Origin of the sequence: Pedobacter westerhofensis, assembly GCF_900182595.1 — a bacterium.
Classification (GTDB): Bacteria; Bacteroidota; Bacteroidia; order Sphingobacteriales; family Sphingobacteriaceae; genus Pedobacter; species Pedobacter westerhofensis.
In genome coordinates this window covers 1-17825 of record NZ_FXTN01000027.1, presented here as the reverse complement: position 1 = coordinate 17825, position 17825 = coordinate 1, and the positions used below count along the sequence as shown (strand labels likewise).

Here is a 17825-nt window from a genome sequence, read left to right as displayed (position 1 = left end):
AACGACTTAAAGCCTTCGGCGACTTCTTCCTAGGTGGAGGCTGACCGCCTCCACCTAGGAAGAAGTGGTGTTGACACAGTTCGCTTTACACTCCCTAGTATCGCAGAACCATGAAAGAAATCCAGCAATATATAGAGATGGTGCTCTTTGTATTGGATTATTTTATCTTGCAACTCACAATCCAATAGTATTCCAAATTGATGAAATTGATATCAAAGGCTATAACGGAAAGTTTTTCAAAGATTAAGTCTTGTGTAGGAAAATTCTTTAGAACCGAGTGAGATGTGCCGTTTTCAAGTTTCCTAAGCTGGTATGTGTTTCCGAACTGGTCAGTGCTTGCAATTGGAATACTACTACCTTCTACAAATTTGTTATCCATAAACACCATAAATCCGTTCTTAACCATAGTTTGATTGATAATTTCAACAAAGCTATTGAGATCTTGAAGTAAAATATGACTCCAGATAAATCCGCCGAAAAGACCTTCATATCTCTGTTTAGTGTCTAGGTTGTAAAGGTCTGCAACTTCAAATCTAACCTTATTGCCGAGGTTTTTTTGTCGTGCAATTTCAATAACAGCTTCATTAACATCAGTTGCATGTATTGATTTTGCCGTTCTTGCGATTTTCTCTGTCCAGAATCCTGTTCCACAAGCTATTTCAAGTATATCTTTCTCACAAAATAAATTTCGCAAGATGTCTATAGATGAGATCAAATCGCTTTGGCGCTCTGGTTTAGCATAAATCTTTTCGTATTCCTTCGCCCTTTCCTTGTAGTATAGGATTAAATCTTGATTCATGTTTACAATTTTAATAATTTAGTATTGGAAAAATCACCTACCCCTGCATCCATTGTCCGTTAACCTTAGCCTTTAGTATTTCTGCCATTCCTGAAGGCTTTACTCTTTTTTCTTTAATTAATCTTTCAGCGTGTTTTATATTTGTTTTAGACCATGAGCTATTGTCTTTTCTTGGACAAACCCACCATAAAACATACAGATCACTTCCTTTTTTAGCAGGGCCTGTTATCCATCCATAACAAAGGACGGTATCGATCAAATCAGCTTCGGTTATTGAAACTATCCCGGAAGATTTTTTATAAAAACAAACCCAGATACCTTTAGACTTATTGTAGTTTTCTGATAACCAGGTGTCAAACTCTGGTGCTGATTCAAATGTGCTGCCTCGCTCCATGTTTACATTATTTTCTCTCATTTTTATTAACAGCTTTTCTGCCTCGACGGAATTAAAATAATAAAATCAAGGACCACCAAGAACAATATTGTTTTTTAAATGTTCGATTCGGGCTTATTCATTATAACCTTAAAGTAGCATTTTCTTTATCGCACCGCAAATTTCAATTGGTGAATCCTCCTGAATAAAGTGTTTTGCTTTAGGAAGTATACATACACGATTATCATAGAAATACTCTAGAAAGGAAATTAATTCAGCAGTTCCAAAGGCCCCATCGGCCAAGCCCCAAACCATTAGTGCCGGTTTATCCTTTAAATTTTTTAAGTTACTTTCAACCTCGGTCAGATAATTTTCACTACCCAGGATTTCTTTCGGCAAAACCCATGTAGGCAACCTGGATTCAGGCGTTGGAAATGGACCGAAATACGCAGCAAGCTCAGCCTCTGAAAGTTTTCTGCTGATGCCCGCGGGAATAAGCCACTTAACGAGGATATTGTATCTTTTTATCAAAAATTTTGCAATACTACTGCCAAATATTTTAGAGAACATAGACATGCCTTTTGAGCGTTGCGCTGGCCAGGCAAAGGTATTACCGATAATGACCGCCCGAATCAACTCGGGCCTTCTGCCCGCAAAACCAAGCCCAATTGGACCACCCCAATCCTGCACCATGATGCTTATATCCTTAAGCCCGAGTTGATCAGCAAACTGTTCAACAATTGCTGAATGCTCCTGTGGCTTAAAACTGTAGCTATCATTGGCCGTGCTGAGTCCAAACCCAGGGTAATCCAACGCAATACAACGGAAATTTGAAGATAGTAGTTGAATGATGTGCCTGTATAGAAATGACCATGATGTATTACCATGCAGTAATAAAAGCGTAGGTCCGCTGCCTTGGTCAATATAGTGAACTGTATTACCGTCTATAGTTTGTGTTTTGCTTTCAAATGGAAAATGATTCCTGTCAAGCCAATTGGGGTTTATTTCTTTCTTGTTCATAAATTAGTTTTAAAACCGCTCCCAGTTTCATAAGCAAAAATCAAGTCGATTAGTGACAGCGCTATGTCAAGGGTATGAAAATATTAATGATTTTGTTCGTAATGTTCTTTAAGCATAGCAAGCATTTCTAGTAGTATCAATTAAAAACGACAAGTAATTCCAAGACAAGACAATCCGTCCAGTCCTGTTTACAGTTAATATTGTTTGGTCAATTCACCCGTAGATAATAAATGTTCACGAGGAGCGCTGCTACCCATCATCCAGCCCGGGTATTCAGGCGGAAGCTGGCTTGCTTCATTCAACTTTTTAATTTCGCTTTCCGATAGATTGACATTGGCCGCTTTCAAATTGTCTTCCAGTTGCTCTTTATGCTTAACCCCTATTATAACAGTTGTTACTGAACGCTTTTGCAATAGCCAGGCTAGCGCAATAGAAGCCATACTCGTATTGTGTTCAGCAGCGATATCTTCCAGCGCTGCCAGTACTGGTTCACCTTTAACTTCATCAACAGGTGGGAACTGGATAGTAGCACGCCTGCCGCTACTGTCTCCATTACGGTACTTACCTGAAAGGTACCCTCCGGCAAGGGGGCTAAAAACCATTAGACCCAATTTTTCACTTTCAAGCATTGGAAGTATTTCGCGTTCAAGATCACGTCCCGCCAGTGAATAGTAAGCCTGAACTGACTCAAACTGAACCGTGTTAAGCTGCTCTGCCTTCCCTAGCGCCTTTTGGATCTGCCAGGCAAACCAGTTGGACACACCAACATAGCGGACAAGTCCTTGAGTAATCAGATCATCAAGTGCCCTTATCGTTTCATCTAAAGGTGTGGCTGCATCCCATCCGTGCAATTGGTAAAGATCGATATGATCGGTACCCAAACGCTTCAAACTCTCTTTTACCTGATTCATGATATTGTAGCGGGAACTGCCACCGTCATTTGGGCCATCGCCTGTGGCATGTCCCATCTTTGTTGAGATCACTAAATCCTTACGGGCAAGGCCCAGGTTCTTTATGGACTTGCCTACGATCTCCTCCGATTGTCCACCTGCATAGACATTTGCCGTGTCAATAAAATTAATGCCGGCATCAAAGCCGAGGCGGATGATGGCATCAGCCATTTCCTGTGTTACACCAGAGGCAGCAGCATACCTTCCAGCCGATTGACCAAAGGTCATCGTGCCCAAGCACATTTCTGATACAAATAGACCTGTTTTACCTAATACTTTATACTTCATGAATTCTGTTGTTTATTTCTTTTTAAGGAACAACAACAAAAATACTATTTGGTTCTTAACTAAAAGAACCAAATTAAAGAAATATTATTTTATCTGTGATTTTTCCCATTCGCTCAGGGCTTCTTCCATCTTGCCAAACATGTAATCTGTAAACTCTTTTGCCTGAATTAGCAGTTGATTCGTTTCAGGATACTCATCAGAACGGAAAGCCAAAGCTTCAGGAATTATCTGAATGGTAAAGGGGCGCTGCGTACGTACTATGGTCTTCATAAATTCATACCAGGCAGTCCGTTGAATACGAAAATAACGCTTCCGGTTACCGTTTACAGTGAAATATTCTACCAGGCACCTTGATTGTAATAGAGCAAGACCATTACTGACAGCACTTTTGCTCATATTAAGGATTTGCTGTAATTCCTCAAAGGTTTGGTGAGGGGGATCCGAGATCAGCAGCAAAGACAAGATCCTTGCGGCAGCAGGTGGATAACCATCTTTTTCGGCTCGTACGCCCATTTTTTCTACCATTTGTAGCATTTTCTCCTTATTACCCATGCTTCAAAACTAATAATAATAAAATCATCTTCTAGGAATTAACCTTTTACCAGTCTCAGTACCGTTATCTCAGATGTTGTACCAAGCCGGATCGGCGGCCCCCAAAAACCAGTGCCGGGATTTGTATAAATCCACATGTTACCACACTTGTTTAATCCGGATGCAAACGGCAGAAGGAACTTCATAAGCAGGCTCCAGGGAAGAAACTGTCCGGCATGTGTATGTCCTGAGAGTTGCAGATTAAAGATTGGAGCTGCCTCCTTCGCAATATCCGGGCGGTGAGACAGTAGGATCTTTAAGTCAGCAGGTTGCGCGTTTTCCATTGCAAGCAGGATATCTGGCTTTTGTGTCGGGTCAATTTCTTTAACTTCGGGATCTATTATTCCAGCAAAAAGTATAGAACCTCCATTACGATTAATAATGGTATGTGAATTGAACAAGGACTGAAAGCCCATTTGCTCAAAATAGTGACGCCATTGACTACCATCATGCAGATATTCATGATTGCCTGGGATATATAGTACAGGTGCTTTTGCATACAGTTCTGCAATAGGCGCCACACGATCATGGTATTTTGAAAAATTCCCGTCCGCAATGTCCCCTGTCAGAGCGATAACATCTACCTTAATATCCCCGACTTTTTTGAGTACATTCTCTACATAACTGCGATCTATCGCGGGACCTGCATGAAGGTCGCTGATCTGCAATATGGTATAGCCTTCCAATGAGGGTGCTAAATCCATTATATTTATATCTACATAGTTAACTTCAGGGCCGGCTGCAGCATGGGTGTATCCGAAGATTAACAGCAAAAGAGAAACTCCAAACAAACAGCCAGTGGCTGTGCCGGAAAATACCTGATCAACTAAGCCCGGCTTAGCTAATGACACAGGTACAAATATGATGTCGCGAACAGTGATAAAGCTTATCATCAGGCTCAACAATCCCATATCAAAATGGGTAATAGCCCTCGTAATTTTATTCAAAGTATCCGGAAGCACATCATACCAAACTAACGGGTATAGCAGTAGTAGCGCTGTCATTACCCCGGAAATGATCCAGGCATAGTAACCGATCCCTGTCAAGCGGAATCTTAAGAAGACAAAAAGCGCAAGCAAAATCAGCGCAGCAATTAATACGAATTTGTTCATTAGACGGTTCCTTATTTAATTAAGTTTGAACGACGTCCCAAATGTAATTAATAGTTCTGAACAAGGAGAACCTACTATGAAGATAGTCAGCATAACTGATAGGTTTTAATTGCGATAAAATTCTTGAATGGTTCTGTTAATCTCTTAACCCTGCAAGCAGGTAACCTCTAAGTTCATCTTTTAAAAAGACAGGTTCGATAATTTTTGCAACATCTGCAAACTTCATAAACCAGCGTGCGAAAGCAGTAGGGTGACCTCCATACTCAAAATACATAGTCGAGCCTAATTCGGTTATGACTTCAGTTTTATAGCCATAGTTTTGTCTTTCCCAAAAAAGATAATGTGCGAATTTTTGGTCGGCCCTTACCGTGATCTTCGTTATGGACGAAGGCATACTATCGTTTCTAAGTTTATCTACCGGTAAGTGTTCTCTGGTGAAGTCTTGTTCGGTTATAAAAACTTTTTTGACACGGTCGAGCCTAAAATTACGGTAGTCTTGCCGTAAATGACAGAAAGCAACAAGATACCAGAAACTGCTTTCATAAAATAAACCTACTGGCTCAATTTGTCTCGTGACAGCGCTTAGATCACCACTCTTAACATAAGACAGATTTGGGATTTTCTTTTTAACTATACTTTCGAGAAGTAGATTAATTACATCAGGCAGGTACTCATCAGCGTTCAACCCGCCAGATACTTCTAATTTATCCTGCCAGTTCAGAAGATCATCTTTTTGATGGAGCTGAAAAGAAGCCTTAACTTTCATTAATGCAGCCTCAAAATGCTGCTTTATGAATTGCGTTTCATGTTGTTGCATGATTTTCTCAGCAATCATCAGACTTAATACTTCTTCCTGCGTGAACCGCGAAGGCTGGATTCGGTAGCCATCTATAATGGAATACCCACGGGTCGCCTCATATGCTATCGGAACCCCTGCCCCTTCAAGTGCTTTAAGGTCACGATAGATCGTTCTGCGACTAATTGAGAAAAGTGTCTCCAACTCTTCAATAGTTATTACAACCCTTGATTGAAGAATAAAAAAAATCCTTAATATTCGGTCGAACCGTTTTGTGATTTCCATATTAGATGGCAGCAAAAATAACTGAATTTGAACAAATTATTCATAGTCAAGGTCGAAATTGCTTGGGGACAACTCCATCTTTGGAAAAGCGAATGACTTCTTCAATACGTTTTTTCCTGGTTTCTTCCCTCTTGGCAAATACAAGCCATTGTAGTATAGCCTTAGTTACCGATATGCTTAACTTGGAAAAGAATTGCCAGCCGACTTGTTCATTTTCAAAAGCAGATTTTAAATCCGGGGGAATCGTCAGTGCCTCAACATCATCTAAGATAGACCAACTTCCATTAGACTTTGCAAGCTCGATACACCTGATTCCCGCCGGAGTCATTTGCCCTGAGGAGGTTAACCGTTCTACTTTTTCTTTGTTAATCTTCGACCATGTGCTCATAGGTCTCCGCTTACAAAAATATTGCTTGAACTTATTTTCATCGATGGGTCTTGCAGTCCCGTTTACCCAACCATAACGGATTGCTTCATCTACAGCCTCACTTATTGTTATCGTGGGCATTGCTGACTGGAGCGTATAATACACTAGCCAGACAGAGTTTACTTTGGTATGGTTTTCTTCTAACCATTTACGCCATTCGTGTCTGTTTCCAGGGGCAATTAAATCTTCCTCCACTAGTTTTTCCACAAGGTATTTATATCTTAAGGGCTTGTCACCAAGTTTAGGTAGTGACAATCGGTGATTACTTTTAAATAAAAACTTGGTATAGTATTGAATTATACACTGATACTATACTATTTAAACTCCAAATTGTCTCAAATGATGGTCAAAATGTTTCCACTGCATCGTGGCCCATTCCATCGGTGTCAATGATCCGAAAAATATTTGAGGTCGTTGTGTACATTTAGCAGGCCCACCCTCTGAAAAAGCGATTATATGTTTTAAAACTTTGGCTACTTCTACTTCCAAGTTGCGATCATCTTCCATCATATAGCTTTTATCGGTACCCATATTCTTAGGCATAGGATCGCTGCTAACTATACCTTTTTTAAGGAAAAAGCCTATAGCCCGCAAATAAAACGGTAACATTTTCGGAGCGGTTAACCCCATAGCCGTCTCAAGAGATGCATTACAATGAGCCACCATCTGGCCGACTTCCATCTTCCCCCATAGCCTTTGGCTTTCAGGAGTTAATTTATGAAGTCTTTCAATGATTTTTGCTGTATCTGTGCTGTCAAATAAATTATTCATCATCTTTTTTTTTCAAAGATAGATTCATCCTGTGACAACAGTTTGTCAATGCAACTAGAAATATTTAAAAAAAATGAACCGGATACTTTTAGCTATTGGTACGTTTTTAGTATGTAAATAATTTTAGCCTATTGATGTTAAGTATTAAATAGTGGATCTGAAATAAATTTTTATGTAATACCGTAATTGTGGTTATCAAATACTCATCTCATTTAACATCAAAAAACGGTTGTTTTCTAATAGGAACTTTCGCAATTTTAAATAATTATGAGTGCAAAAAACATGACCGTTTAGTTTTTAATATTGTTATATACCGGCAAATAAGTATTCATCAATAGTGTAATAGAAGAAAGATCCTTGAAGTCTAATGGTTCGACCTTTATACGTCTGGGTCTCCCCAGTTGGAGGTCGAACCAAAATGGCGTTCCAAACCAAATAAGCACCTTACAAAACTGGCAAAAACCAAAAACCCCTCTCTAAATACTTTAGAGAGGGGTTGTACCTATGAGCGGGAATACTTTGAACACTTAGAACGCTTTTTAGGGCTTATAGAGCCTATCATTGATGATCTCAAAGGAAAGGGTTTTATAAAATGACATAAAATTCTCTGGACTTATAGACTATTTTTCTATTAAAATTACCTTAACCGGTCTTGAATTGAACCGAAAACTTGACATTATCAAAAAAACAATTTCTGATCTTTCTAATATGATATAAAGTATGACACTACGCTTGGTCATATTACGATGGTCAAATTTTAGCGAAAATTAATGTTCCTCATTTCGGAATAATATGGTTAATGGCTCTGAGATATCCGGTAGAATTGAGATCCGTATCAAAAGATTAGCTACGTCCTAAATGCAAAAGTCTTCAGCTGTCACGATTAATTCAAATACACGGGCAAAATATGTTGAAATATGCATCATCCACTTTTGGGATTTACGACATTTGGGAAGGTTAGCCGAAAGCATGTCTCGTCAGATGTACTGGTCAATTGAATTTTACCTCCTATTGAGCTCATGAAATCCATCACCATACGTAAGCCAAGACCGGTCCCCTTTTCACCTAATGTACCAGATGTCGTTTCTAGACTCCCAGAACTAAATTGATTTTGTCTTTCAGGGGATATCCCTATGCCGTGATCTGTAATTAGAAGGTCAAAATAGTTTTTACGTATCTGCAGGTCGAGTTCAATTTGTCCGCCCTGGTGTGAAAATTTAATTGCATTTGAAAGCATATTGCGAATAATAAATTCAAACTGATTTTTATCCAAATATGCAATAGTACCTACAAAAATGTTATTTTTAATGATGAGATCTTTAATACCAAATTGTCCTTCCAATAAAGCCAAAGTTTTATTTATACTTTCCAAAATATCAAAATGTATAGGATTTATTTGTATTTCATCAAGTTGTGCCCTTGACCACATCAGCAAAGAATCTAGGGTCTCATTTAATATAGTACTCTGCTTCTTAAGCATCTTTAAAAATAACGGTAACTCGTCAATAGCAATGGCTCCCTCATCAATAAGTTCATGAGCCTGTTTAAGGCTTGCTGCAGGCCCTCGCAAATCATGACTAATGATGGAAAACAATTTATTTTTAATCGCTATTGACTGTTCCATCTTTAAATTGAGTTTTTTTGTGCGTATGTGCGTATTTCAGTAAAAGTGACCCCTCTGTTCCGGTGCAAACTGACCCCCTGACTTGGCTGCCGAGCGTGGTAGCGAATGCCCCACTAAGTCTTATCAAAGATAATTAATTCCAACCAGGCCCCATTCGGCACTGAGCAAAAGCAACTCAAACCTGGCCATTTCTCCCTTCACCCGCCTTTTTGTAATACCCCAGGACGTTCTGAATGACCACCCCGTCACTCTATTTAAGACAACTTCAAATAAGCCGCTATAAACGATCCAACATTCAAAATGGACTAACACCCTGTCGGCAGGACACATCAACACCTAGAGGCTATTAATCAGCCTAGAATTTAAAGAATAATGGACGATTTAGGAATAAAAAAAGTGCCTTGAAAGGTAAAAGAGGTCAGTTTGCACCGAACAGAGGGGTCAATTTGGAGCGGAATAGAACGTCAGTTTAATTGCGGAATGATAGGGTCAGTTTTGCCGAAACTCCCAGCCAATATCTGACTATATCCTTTAATGCTGGTCACCGGTCCGCGCAATTCATGGCTTGCTACCCCAATAAATGCGTTTTTAAACTGATCGGCTTGCTTTCTCTGTGTAATATCCTCAAAAGAAAGAAGAATCATCGCGGAATGAGCCCCTACCATGGATAATTTCCTTCCATTAACTAAGATATTTCTTTCACCTATTTTTTCAAAAGTGTGTGCTACTTCAAAATCCTGTACAACAGTATTCAAAGGCAAGATATCAGCCAACAACATCCTTAATTTCGGTATATCCCATTGTCCATTACCCAGCTGGTACAAGTTAACTTTTTCTGTCAAGGGTTTCGTTACTTTAAAAGTCTTATAAAAGGACCGGTTAGCTGTATTGACCGTGAAGTCTTCGTTAAGTACTAACATCGGCTCCCTGACGGTATTGATTATACCTTGAGCATACACCCGCGCCTGGTCAATAGTTTCCTGCAGCACATGTCGATGAGTGATATCCCGCATGAGCTTAGTATATCCACGCAATTTTCCAGCTGCATCCCGCAGGGCAAACATCTTACCACTAACAAAAAAACGACTTCCATCCTTTCTTAAATGATACCGTTCGTCCAGATGACTTCCATTCTTTTTTGAGCCAGACATTTCTTTTAGATGTACTTTCTTTTTTACATCTTCCGGGGTAAACAGGATCTTTACATCCTGACCGATTATTTCTTGTTCAGAATAGCCCAGCACATTTTCAGCTCCCCCATTCCAACTACTGATTATTCCATGCAGGTCCATAGTAAAGATTGCATAATCTTCCAAACTCTCCAGGGTCTGACGAAAGAAAGCATCATCCTGTCTGAACGTTTGGTGTTTACCCTTATCAGCGCGGTCTGAGAGACGTGAACTATATTCACCTTTTTTTGATTGTGTAGCGTTTGAAGAAGAAGATTTCTTTGGCATAAGAAGATTGTAGCTACAAAAATAAGACAACATTTTATCTATTCCAAAACCCTGCGGCATTACAAAATTTATTTATTAGGCCTAAAATTCATAACTAACTTTTTCGTGCCAGTTTTCAAGGAGTATTGAAAATGACATAGGCATCATAAAATTGACGCTCCCTTATAAGGTCAAGATCAAATTATGTTGTTACTAGCGAGAACTTTCCTAGATATTAACTTTGTCAGTGCATGAAAGACAACGCTTATTTTTTTGACAGGTATACTTCACCTCAATTGACCAGGATCCTTGATTAGGAAATCTCTACCCTGGATCTGATTGAAATTTATGTCACTATCTATTAGCTAACTAAGGCTTCCAATTATAACAAACAAAATTTTCTAAAAGATTTTGACGCTGTAAAGGATCTACACAGTCTTGATTACTTAAAAACTTGATTATTAAAACCCTAATAGTTGATGATAATCCAGATATATTAGCTATCTTAAGCATGATTATGGAAGATGATGGCCACATCGCAAAAAGCAAAGCTGATGGAAACGAATTCATGCGCTCAATTATCGGCTTTCAACCTGACCTTATTTTGTTGGATATCATGCTTGGCGAACCCGATGGCAGAACCCTATGTACTGAACTTAAATAACATATAATAACCCGCCATATTCCTGTAATTATGATATCAACCAGTCATTTCCCGGATTCATTTCAGCAAAAAGGGTGCGAGCCTGAATACTTCATTTCCAAACCCTTTGATATTGCGCATGTAAGCGAAACCGTAAATATGATCCTTACGAAACACACCTCAGTTAGTAATACCTAGCCATTTACTGTTAAACAGTAATTACCATATAAAATCAAGATGGTTCAGCTCGATGTCGGCTTTATAAACTGACATCAAATGATCATACAGTTGATGTTTCGATTACATAATCGCTCACCATTGAGTTGCATCTTCATCGTATTTATTGTTCATATGTGATTTGTGAGGGGCATCAGCATATTCGCCGGCTGCACATGATCTCCAAACTACCTGGTCTAAATCATTTTTTTTTACCTATCGTAACTCACTATGTCAAGCGCGTCTTGATACATTGCAGTTGTGCTTCTGCTGAATTGTTGATAGAGAACTGATCTAATGACCGGTCAGAATTTATTTCATGGTCATATCGCTTTGGGTTTCATTAGCTACTACTACAAATGGCTTGCTCATTAATAGGATATCTATTAAATTTAACCCCCATAATTTTAGTGGTTGGATCAATTTGAAGATGATAATCTCCACTTCTTAAAGTCGGTGTCAGGTTCTTACTGTATTAACAATTGTTTTAACTTTGCCAGGATGAATGATGTATGTAGTTCGAAAATTTTGAATACATACAATTCATTCGGACACAGACGTTAATTAAGATGTAATTTAATTTGAGCCGATGCACCACTTTGAAGATCCCCTTTTCAGAACTATTTTTAACCAGCTTCCCCAACCACGTTTGATTATTAAAGCCTCGTCGGCCTCATTCACTATCGTCTGTACAAACCATGCCTGGCAGGAAATAGCTGGAGATCATATTAATCAGCTTTATGGAAAAGAGTTTAGAGATGTTTCCGAAAAGGCTATCGTGGATGCACAATTACGGCATCTAATAGAAGGATTACTTCGGGAAGGTATACAACTTAGGGAGAATATTAAGTTTCCAGAGATTCTATTATCACATCAATTTGACAATAGTTATGCTAAATGGGTACAACTGGAGTGTACACCAATTACTAATGACAGTTCACAGCAGATTACTTACCTTATTTTTACGTTACATGATATTACGGAGGAACTAAATAACAAAAAGAAACTCATCTTGAGCAGGCAAAATGAAGCCGAATTGTTAAAAGAGCAGCAACTTTTAAATGAAGAACTAGCCGCTACTAATAAGGAACTCGGCCAAACAAACAAGGCTTTGATGCAGTCCCAGGTGAGTCTCTCACAAATTAACCGTGAACTGGAAGACAGGATTGAAGAACGTACGAGGAAACTACAGTTCAGCGAAAGTCGGTTTCGGAGTTTGTTTGAACAAGCCCCCGTAGGGATGTGTTTTCTAACTGGCGAAGCCCTCATCATAGAACTCGCTAATCAACCTATCCTGGAAATCTGGGGCTGCCAGGCAGATCATATTATTGGAATTTCTTATCAAACTGTCTTTCCGCATTTAAGCGATGAATTTAGTTATGCTACTTTAAAGGAGGTATATGATAGGGGGGAAACGTATACGAGTAATGAAATAATCACACATTCCGCTACTACCGCAGGATCCCATAAAGCATATGTTAACGCTATTTTCCACCCGCTAAAAGACGCCAATGGCAAGGTTACAGGATTGATGATTATTCTTGCGGAGATAACCGACTGGGTAATTGCCAGGCAAAAAGCGGAAGGAATACAGGATCAACTCAACCTTGCCCTTGAATCGGCAGAACTTGGAACATGGTACCTTGACCTGGAAACCCGGCAAATGATCTCTTCCGGGAGGTTGAAGGAAATGTTTGGCTATGACCCTGCCGGGGAAATGTCCATGGAACAGTGTGTCGCACGCATGGATGAGTCGTATCGGTCAGCAGTTCTGGCTGCGATTGAGCAGGCGATCAAAGACAGCGGGAGATATGAAATTGAGTATCCTTTAAGCCCAGATCTGGAGGGCAGACAACGCTGGATTCGAGCGACCGGGAAACGTTTTAGTGGTCGAGATGGGAAACCTGATCATTTTTCCGGGACCGCACTGGATATTACTGGAGGTAAGTTAGAAGAGATTCGTAAAAATGACTTTATCGCTATTGCCAGTCATGAACTAAAAACACCCCTCACCTCGCTCAAGGGGTATCTTCAGTTGATGGAATCCAAGGCGTTATTATTAGAGATTCCATTTTTCACAAAGGCTGTTTCGCGTTCATTGGCACAAATTGATAAGATGCACAAAATGATCGGTAGCTTTTTAGATATGACTCGAATAGAAGCCCGAAGTCTCCCCTTAAATTTTCAGACTTTTAATATTTCCGAACTTCTGCAGGAAATGGCGGAAGAAATTAAGATGCTTGCTCCGGAATTTGAAATCTCGATTAACGTAGATCAGTGGAGAACAGTTCATGCAGACCGCGATAAGATCGCCCAGGTATTATCAAACCTTTTAAACAATGCAGTTAAATATTCAGGACACGGAAAAAAGATACATATAGGCTGCAGTATCAAATTACAGGATACAATCTTCAGTATAAGGGATGAAGGCATAGGTATTAAGGCCCATGAAATAGCGAGACTATTTGAACGTTACTACAGAATAGAAAACAAGCATACAAATATGGTTTCTGGATTTGGTATCGGACTTTATCTTTGTGCAGAAATCGTTCGATTGCATCACGGACGAATCTGGGTGAAGAGTAAATTGGAGGAAGGATCGACATTTTATTTTAGCCTGCCACGTGTCTGAAGAAATAACATAAAAGGTTTGATACCTCCAAACTAGATGCAGATTAAAAACTACACTCATGCACGACGAGGCTACACGCAATTCAAGAACATGAAGCTCAGCTTATCCCTCCCACAATAAGCCGGATTTTATCATCTAACTCTTTTACTGCTTTTTCAAGCATAGCCCATTCTTCCATATCACATACCCTTCCATCCATATTAATGAGCGTAATCAATCCCAAAATAGAAGCCACCGGCTTGCGAAATTCATGAGACTGTATAAATGCAATATCATGCAGCTGTTTATACTGCGCTTTCACAGTCATTTCATGTTGGACTTTCTTATTGATATCTGTAACGTCGATAGAAACACCGATAATCTTTTCATCTGTATGATAAGCAGGTTCAAATTTCACCAGTCGCCAGTTATCACGATCATTATATCGAAGATTTCTTTCCTCTACTACCACCCTCCCATTTAAAGCCGCGTTGTAATCCCGAAAAAAGTTCTTTAGATTGTCAGGGCGAATATAAGGGGTCATATCATTGCCTATTACCATTTGTAAGCCATAAGCTTCCAGAACGTGACTTTCCCAACTTTTATTGAAGGCTAGTATTTCAAAATTCCTTCCTAAAAGTAAATGATGATCTATCGAACTTTCGAAAAAAGACCGTAGTTGAATTTCCGATCTTTTCAAATCATTGTATAGGTCCTTAATCACCTTAATACTTACTTCCAAATCCATTAAATGAATAACTTGTTTAGCCAGTACCTTCAGCATTTCCAGCTGATTTTCACTTAGGATGCCTGGTGATTTATCGATCACACATAAACTTCCCAGGGTATGTCCTTCCGCGGTAGTTATTGGCGCGCCAGCATAAAATCGAATATTGGGGTCTCCAATAACTAGTGGATTATTTATAAATCTATTGTCCAAAAGCGCATCGGGCACCATGAATACATCTTCAGATTCGACAACATAATTGCAAAAGGAATGTTTTCGAAGTGTTGTTTCAAAATCGAAGGCCTGCTTAAATTTAATATACTGGGTATCATGGTCAATAAAAGTAATTAAAGCCGTAGGGGTGCCGCATATATTTGCTGCCAACTTTACGAGTTCTTGAATTTCTACTTCTTTACTATACTCTAGTGCAAGAAACCTATGTACAGCCTGTTGTCTTTCAAATTCTCTCTGGGACATAAGTAGATGAATTATTTAATCTGGGTATTAAAATCAAATATACAAAATTAAGCTTTTATATGCATTCTGCATGGAAGTGTCTAATTGATTGCAATCTTGTAAGCTGATTACCAATACACTTACCATTCAACACGTACTTAATGATCCCTGCCTGGCAGTTTCAACAAGTGATGGCACTTTATAATCGCAGGTATCCAGTCACTTCTTTTCACTAGCACATACGCCGGGTTGATCGACTGCGTTCAAAATTTATAGGTGATAATATCAGCAATCATTTTTGAAAGCTGTACTTGGAATCTATTCTTAACATATATCGGAATTGATCGGTGCTTTGTAGAAAATTGAATTGACTTTTTTATCAATAATTATAGCTGAATAATTTTTACAGACATTCTAAAACAAATTGTTTACCGTCTAATTAATAGGTAGATTGCATCATAGTTAAAGTACGCTTATTATCTGATCATATGAACTTAATAGAATTTGTCGACACGAGCGTACCTTTCAATGAAGCCTTTGACAACCTTCCGAAAATTCAATGGAACATGAACACCAGTGAAGCTTTAAAAGTTTTTGGACAGCAATGCGTACCTCAGCTTCCAGTGTATAATAAGGATAAATTTCTGGGAATAGTCACCATGGTGTCTTTGATTGAAAATTGTGAACAGACCACAATCAGACTCCAAGAAAACTATCAGCGGCTAATTCATGACGTTCGCCATCCGCTTGGGAATATCAAAGGATTATTCGGACTGATGAATTTTCCAGACCAGCAAAGCGAGTCAGCATTATTCTTTGAGATCTGTAAAACGTCCATCGATACAGCTCTTTCTATTCTAGAAGATCTCATGGAACTTGAGTTTAAAGCGGAGAAGCCTATCGAGAGAACTTGTGAAGACTTGAGCAGTTTCTTCAGGAATTGTGTGGATTCCCTGCGCGGATTGTGTGTGGTAAAGAATGTTAAGCTGGACTGCACCTTTACTCAGCTGCATTTCGAACGATTGATTGATGGGGTAAAACTTAGACGAGCGGTAACTAATGTAATCCATAATGCCATCAAATATTCGTTTTCTGACTCCACTATTAATATTGTCACTTTTGTGGAAGATGATGAATTTATATTCAAAATTTCCGATCAAGGCGTCGGCATACCAGAAAAAATTCAAAATGACGTTTTTGAGAAATTTACCAGGGCACAAAGAGCTGGAACCGCGGGAGAAAGTTCTACTGGAATCGGGTTGTACTTTTCAAAGCAGTGTATCGAACAGCATGGTGGTAGTATACGATTTAGGAGTAAGGAAGGGGTGGGAACAACACTTTACATCGTATTGCCAAAAGGCGCATAGCCTATTTTGGAACATCTGCGACCTTCCTGCCCTCTAAGCCCCCCCAATGGCATTTGCAGATGACAAATCATTCTTCGCTTTAATTCCCATCAACCGTATTCTTAATCGTCGATAGTTTAACGTATAACATTGGTAGACACCTGCTCGAAACTTGTCCCTTTAATCCCCCTTTTTAATAGTAGGTCCGGCTCTCATCTGGCTCCTTATATCCTCTAATTTTAGTTTATGTTAACTGGTCTTGTACCTGCCCCAATACTTAGGAAGTTTTAATTCATATAATTACTACATATCTATGCTCTATCTTTGTATATGATTTGCAAAGAACAAATTAAATATAATGGAGAGTGAAAACTTAGAAGCATATCATAAATAATAACCGCGCTGATTACAGTTAGAGATTGCTCAGAATCTCTTTATATTTATGAATGGGCATTTATGATGGAATTGAGTGCTAAAAGATTAAGAACGGTCGTATACACAGGGATATGAATGAAATAAGCAAAAGACACGAGCTAACAGACTTTTATAACCTAATGGTATGGTACTTGCTCACATGCTATCTCAATCAATAACGAATTCAAGCCCAATTAATGTACTACAGATTAAATCTAATCATTATGTAACATACATGAAATGTAATTCACTTAAAATGTTAAAAAGATGAATTTAACAAAATTTGGTACATTTGAAATAGTTCTGGCTACTAATATAAAGCTTAGGGTAACAAACTTTAGGTCTGGGGATGAACTATTTTTCTACGAAATATCGAGTGAAGGAATTATTCATGGCAATCTGTTCCCGACTATAAACGGGATTAGTTCTCAGGTGATATGGAATACATTCGATAATATAGACCCTTTATTGGTCTCACAAATTGGCGAAGCAATTGAAAGACATTATTTATAAGGCTCTTTTACAGTTAACGGGATTAGTTCTCAGGTGATATGGAGTAGCAGTAATATGCTAAGTGTTTTATATTAAACATCCAACTATTTGGTTCAAAGATAGCCCGCTAGTGATGCCAAAATGAAATGGCGTTCAGCGGTAATACTTTGAACATAGCAGCAGGCATCTTTAAGCCCACAATAGTTATAAAAAAACCGGAATCGATGTGTTCGATTCCGGTTTGTACCCATGAGCGGGAATACTTTGAACACTTAGAACGCTTTTTAGGGCTTATAGAACCTATTATTGATGATTTGAAAGGAAAAGGATTTATATAATGAAATGAAAATCTAGGGAGTGTAAAGTGAACTGTGTCAACACCACTTCTTCCTAGGTGGAGGCGATCAGCCTCCACCTAGGAAGAAGTCGCCGAAGGCTTTAAGTCGTT

The 17825-nt window shown here is 38.9% G+C and carries 15 protein-coding genes; 3 read left to right on the top strand and 12 right to left on the bottom strand.

The features are described 5' to 3' along the window. Positions 1 to 157: 157 nt before the first annotated feature. From FN831_RS27375 to FN831_RS27325, 11 genes are all read right to left on the bottom strand, one after another. On the bottom strand, positions 158 to 799 hold the full coding sequence (locus tag FN831_RS27375; protein WP_142531399.1) for a class I SAM-dependent methyltransferase: 642 nt from the start codon (positions 797 to 799) through the stop codon (positions 158 to 160). A gap of 37 nt (positions 800 to 836) precedes the next feature. Next, positions 837 to 1214, bottom strand: a complete 378-nt coding sequence (locus tag FN831_RS27370) for a YdeI/OmpD-associated family protein (RefSeq protein ID WP_142531398.1) — start codon at positions 1212 to 1214, stop codon at positions 837 to 839. 108 nt (positions 1215 to 1322) lie between these two features. Next, a complete protein-coding gene (locus FN831_RS27365) occupies positions 1323 to 2192 on the bottom strand; it encodes an alpha/beta fold hydrolase (RefSeq protein ID WP_142531397.1) in 870 nt (289 codons plus the stop codon). A gap of 194 nt (positions 2193 to 2386) precedes the next feature. After that, on the bottom strand, positions 2387 to 3430 hold the full coding sequence (locus tag FN831_RS27360; protein ID WP_142531396.1) for an aldo/keto reductase: 1044 nt from the start codon (positions 3428 to 3430) through the stop codon (positions 2387 to 2389). Between the two features lie 84 nt (positions 3431 to 3514). Next, positions 3515 to 3982, bottom strand: a complete 468-nt coding sequence (locus FN831_RS27355; RefSeq protein WP_142531395.1) for a GbsR/MarR family transcriptional regulator — start codon at positions 3980 to 3982, stop codon at positions 3515 to 3517. Between the two features lie 38 nt (positions 3983 to 4020). Further along, on the bottom strand, positions 4021 to 5133 hold the full coding sequence (locus FN831_RS27350) for a metallophosphoesterase (RefSeq protein ID WP_142531394.1): 1113 nt from the start codon (positions 5131 to 5133) through the stop codon (positions 4021 to 4023). Between the two features lie 136 nt (positions 5134 to 5269). Then, positions 5270 to 6214 carry a helix-turn-helix transcriptional regulator gene (locus FN831_RS27345; protein WP_142531393.1) on the bottom strand — a complete coding sequence of 315 codons (945 nt, stop codon included), beginning with the start codon at positions 6212 to 6214 and terminating at the stop codon, positions 5270 to 5272. Positions 6215 to 6260: 46 nt separating this feature from the next. Then, a complete protein-coding gene (locus tag FN831_RS27340; RefSeq protein ID WP_142531392.1) occupies positions 6261 to 6848 on the bottom strand; it encodes a YdeI/OmpD-associated family protein in 588 nt (195 codons plus the stop codon). A gap of 111 nt (positions 6849 to 6959) precedes the next feature. Continuing rightward, positions 6960 to 7415, bottom strand: a complete 456-nt coding sequence (locus tag FN831_RS27335) for a DUF1569 domain-containing protein (RefSeq protein WP_142531391.1) — start codon at positions 7413 to 7415, stop codon at positions 6960 to 6962. A gap of 919 nt (positions 7416 to 8334) precedes the next feature. After that, positions 8335 to 9036 (bottom strand): sensor histidine kinase, encoded by a 702-nt coding sequence (locus FN831_RS27330; protein ID WP_142531390.1) that lies wholly within the window; start codon positions 9034 to 9036, stop codon positions 8335 to 8337. Between the two features lie 464 nt (positions 9037 to 9500). Beyond that, positions 9501 to 10553, bottom strand: a complete 1053-nt coding sequence (locus tag FN831_RS27325; protein WP_142531389.1) for a PAS domain-containing protein — start codon at positions 10551 to 10553, stop codon at positions 9501 to 9503. Between the two features lie 373 nt (positions 10554 to 10926). Here FN831_RS27325 and FN831_RS27320 point away from each other — a divergent pair, with 373 nt between their 5' ends. Further along, positions 10927 to 11136 (top strand): response regulator, encoded by a 210-nt coding sequence (locus tag FN831_RS27320; protein ID WP_142531388.1) that lies wholly within the window; start codon positions 10927 to 10929, stop codon positions 11134 to 11136. Between the two features lie 784 nt (positions 11137 to 11920). Beyond that, positions 11921 to 13963, top strand: a complete 2043-nt coding sequence (locus FN831_RS27315) for a PAS domain-containing sensor histidine kinase (protein ID WP_142531387.1) — start codon at positions 11921 to 11923, stop codon at positions 13961 to 13963. A 97-nt stretch (positions 13964 to 14060) separates the two neighbouring features. Here FN831_RS27315 and FN831_RS27310 read toward each other — a convergent pair whose 3' ends face one another. Beyond that, positions 14061 to 15146: a GAF domain-containing protein gene (locus tag FN831_RS27310; RefSeq protein WP_142531386.1), complete on the bottom strand. Its 1086-nt coding sequence runs from the start codon at positions 15144 to 15146 to the stop codon at positions 14061 to 14063. Positions 15147 to 15613: 467 nt separating this feature from the next. Between FN831_RS27310 and FN831_RS27305 the strand changes: the two genes are divergently transcribed. Next, on the top strand, positions 15614 to 16492 hold the full coding sequence (locus FN831_RS27305) for a sensor histidine kinase (RefSeq protein WP_142531385.1): 879 nt from the start codon (positions 15614 to 15616) through the stop codon (positions 16490 to 16492). Positions 16493 to 17825 lie beyond the last annotated feature (1333 nt).